This window comes from Sphingobium sp. 3R8 (assembly GCF_020166615.1).
GTDB lineage: Bacteria > Pseudomonadota > Alphaproteobacteria > Sphingomonadales > Sphingomonadaceae > Sphingobium > Sphingobium bisphenolicum.
In genome coordinates, this window is the sequence record NZ_JAIQXR010000050.1 from 1 (window position 1) to 3,370 (window position 3,370).

Sequence of the window (3,370 nt, forward strand, 5' to 3'; positions counted from 1 at the left end):
CGCAAACTCGACAATCGAAAACCATAATTTCAGTCGCTAGCCGCGCACTCTGGCGCTGATGCTGGGAAAATCGGCATCGTGTGGATACGCCACCGCAGGCCGCGCTCAACAATCAATCACCGTCGGATCGGCCAGGCGTCCGACAATCGCCGCAGCCGAAGTGTTTTCGTTCAGGGCTTGCCCTGACCCGTGAACGCTTCCGGATTCTCGCGGCGCTGCAATTCGTTCTCCACCGCCTCGCGGATGAACAAGGCGAGCCTACGGTTGCCCACGAGCGCCTCGATACGACGGATCGTGTCGGTAGTCAGCCTGATCGTCGTCGGCTTCATTCCAAGTGGCGGGCGTCCCATCGACCTGTCGCTATCGGGTGCGATCGCAATTTCCAAATCAAACCCATTGACGCCACCGTTTATTTGAATATACGCCATCGTTTACTGATTAAACGATGGCGTATATGCCGCAACGGCCTTTCTCGGAGGGCTATTGCGCGACCGGCATCGCGAATCATGTGGGAGTGCCGGGCCCGTTCCGTATCCGCCGTCATATCTCACTCCCTTGCGATGGATGCGGAACGGAGGTGCATATGCTTGTCTCCAAATCCCGCCGCGCGCTGCTGCGCGGATTGGCTATCGCGCCAGTTGCCGCGTCCGCAATCGCCTCACCCAGGGGTGGTGCACTGGGGGCGCTTCACCAACGCTACGAGGATGAACCCGCGAGGCTTGAGCGCACGAAAGAGGGGCGAAGCATGAGCCGCTTCCGCTATCACAATGCGGAACGCTGGATGACCACGCTGGAAGCGGATTTTCTAATCGATCCGCGACATGCAAAGGAAGCGCTGCATCAAGCCGGTTTCGTGTCCCAGCAGGCCCTGTGTGCCTATCTGCTGGACGTGGGCTTTGCCGATGCGTGGAATGCCCGCCACATCAAGCAGGATATCGCCAAGGCGCTGGCTTACGCCAATGCGTGCGGCTTTGGTCATGATTGCCCAGACACGGCGCGGCTGGCTGGGGTTCTCTCGCCCTATTGGAAATGGGGCTATCATTATCATGATTGGGAGGAAGACCGGCCCCGCACGGGCGGCTTCATTCCCGCCACGATTACACCCCTTGTGCGTACCTTGGTGGACCGCGTGCATGACGTGACCGGCCACCCACGCCCGAAGGGTTGCCAACGTCGCCGACAGGAGGCGCGGTCATGATGCTGCGCACCGATGCCGATCATCTGCCCGCGCCGATCCGGGACGAACTTTTCCACGTCACCACGATCCTGTTCGAGGCATTCGAGGAAACGACCAAGGGCCGATGTTCCGAACATTTCCGATCGGGCCGCATCCTCACCTTGATCCTGCACGGTCCCCTTGCCGAAAAGGATTGGGAAGAGATCGCGCCGGGGGAAGCGTTCCGCCTGCTGGCGATCGTCAACCATCTCCGCCTTGCCCGCAGCGAACGCGATTGGCGGCTGGTGCGTGACCGCCTGCGCCGCGCGTGGGAGCATGGCGAAATTACCCGCCCGGTGCGGCTGTCTGTGGAGAGCCTTGAGCGGATGAACGGCGCGCTTGTTGATGGCGTCCCGCATTTCGTCACCATCGCCGAGCGGGGCATCGCGCTATACCAGATGGAGGGCTTGCGGCTGAAAGAGCCGCGCCACCTGCCAGCGCGAGAACGGGCTATCCGGGGCGTGGCGGAGTTCATCCGGTGGCATGAGCGCGGCACCGGATTTCTAGCAGGCGCGGCTTTCTATCGGGACCGGGGCAATGCGCCGATGGCGGCGCTGCTGTTGCATCAGGCGTGCGAGCATTTCTATCTGTGCGTCCTGCGGTCGATCAACCTGCACGCGCCGCGCACCCATGCGCTGGATGAACTGCGCGAGGCGGCGGAAGCGCTGGACCCGCACCTATGTTTGGCATGGCCGCGCGATAGCCGGTTTGAGCGCCGCGCATTTGGCTGCATCCGCCGCGCCTATGTCGAAGCGCGCTATGGGCGATCCTACCGCATTTCGGGCGAGGAACTGTCATGGGCGTTCGACCGGGTGGAGATACTGGCGGAACGGGCAGCGTGCGCCTGCGCGGATCATCAGGCTTTGCTTGCCGAAAGCCAGCCTGCGCCGATGCTTCCGCCGCCCGGGGAGCCGACGACAGCAATAGCCCTTTCCCGCCCCGCTCGCCCCGCCAATATGCTGCAACGGACATGGCGTATCGTGCGACGTGTCGCCCCGCCACAGGGCCGATGGAATCCGCTCATACCGCTTCGGCGATTCTGGCGCTCTGCCAGGTTCGTGCGCTGGGAAGACCATCTGTTCTTGGCGATGATCGGCCTATGCCTTTTCATGGCTGGCGCGGAGGCAATGCTATGGCGGGTGAAGTCTGCGCAGGCCGTCCGTTCCGAACCGGCAGACCTCTCCGCCGTATTGGATTTCGATGTGCGCGCGGACACGGTGTTAGGCGCGGTCATGGACGTTGCGCAGAAGGCGGGCTACCGGGTCAAGGCCAACGAGGACATTTGGACGGTGCGATGGACCGGGGCCTATCGCGCCAAGGCAACGACCTTCGACGCGCTGGCGGACATTCTCTATGGCTCTGGCCTGTGTCCCGCGATCCGGGAGAGCGTCATCACCGTGCGCTATTGCGACAAGAGCAGCCCACCCATAGCGGCGATGGTCGAGTATGATGCACAACCGGACAGCAATGTGCGCTTGTCAGTTTCGCGCTAACCGCCGTCCAGTTCCGCTTCAAACGCCCGCTTGCCCTTGCGCTTCCAGAGGGCAAGCGCGTTGGCCCGTTCTTCACCGCGCAGTCTGTCGGCAACCGTGAGGAACGCGCCGTAAAGCGTGGCGCGGTCATCGTCGGTCAGATCGACCAGACCGGCCTTCACGACGAGGCCGCCCAATTCGATCAGGTGCCGCGTGCGTTCACGACGTGCGACGGCCCAGTCCCGCATGTCGGTTCGCGCCTTTTGTGCCTCAATCCGATGCCGCGCCGCCGTCGAGCGGGAGAGTGCCACTTTGCTGGCCAGAAGGTCCGTTCGCAGGCTTGCCGCTTTTGCCGAGAAAGAAGCCTGCGCCCGCCTTGCGCCATCCCTCCTTTGTCACTGCGTCTTTCACCGTGACGACATGGAGCAGCGCGCCGGCCAGCACATCGGCGTCGAGCGCATCGGCCCCGGTCGCCGTCACCAGTTCGCCAAGTTGGCGCACGCGCCGTTCCCTGAGTACCTTGGCCTTGTCGGCAAGCGCTTTGAGTTCCGAATCAAAATCGCGAGGTTTGCGCATCGCAAAGTCTCCATTGAGTGACGATAGTGCTATGATAAGATGATCCCTCCGCGAGCGCAGTAGAGTCGCCGGGACAGCCTGACACCGCCTAGTCCCGTCCGAGAAG

5 protein-coding genes are annotated in these 3,370 nt (G+C 62.7%); 2 read left to right on the forward strand and 3 right to left on the reverse strand.

The genetic code is table 11. The features are described 5' to 3' along the window. Positions 1 to 170: 170 nt before the first annotated feature. Positions 171 to 428, reverse strand: coding sequence for a hypothetical protein (locus K9B33_RS22800; protein WP_224551403.1), 258 nt, complete (start codon positions 426 to 428; stop codon positions 171 to 173). 317 nt (positions 429 to 745) lie between these two features. Between K9B33_RS22800 and K9B33_RS22805 the strand changes: the two genes are divergently transcribed. Further along, the gene (locus K9B33_RS22805; protein WP_224551404.1) at positions 746 to 1,198 is read left to right on the forward strand and encodes a hypothetical protein; all 453 of its coding nucleotides are present in this window, start codon (positions 746 to 748) and stop codon (positions 1,196 to 1,198) included. Then, positions 1,195 to 2,709 carry a HEPN domain-containing protein gene (locus K9B33_RS22810; protein WP_224551405.1) on the forward strand — a complete coding sequence of 505 codons (1,515 nt, stop codon included), beginning with the start codon at positions 1,195 to 1,197 and terminating at the stop codon, positions 2,707 to 2,709. The genes K9B33_RS22805 and K9B33_RS22810 overlap by 4 nt, the downstream gene beginning before the upstream one ends. On the opposite strand, the gene K9B33_RS22815 is transcribed toward K9B33_RS22810, so the two are convergent. Both K9B33_RS22815 and K9B33_RS22820 read right to left on the reverse strand, forming a co-directional pair. After that, positions 2,706 to 2,936: a conjugal transfer protein TraD gene (locus K9B33_RS22815; RefSeq protein WP_224551406.1), complete on the reverse strand. Its 231-nt coding sequence runs from the start codon at positions 2,934 to 2,936 to the stop codon at positions 2,706 to 2,708. The genes K9B33_RS22810 and K9B33_RS22815 overlap by 4 nt on opposite strands. A gap of 22 nt (positions 2,937 to 2,958) precedes the next feature. Next, complete coding sequence (locus tag K9B33_RS22820; RefSeq protein WP_224551407.1) at positions 2,959 to 3,264, reverse strand: conjugal transfer protein TraD; 306 nt, start codon at positions 3,262 to 3,264, stop codon at positions 2,959 to 2,961. Positions 3,265 to 3,370: the final 106 nt, after the last annotated feature.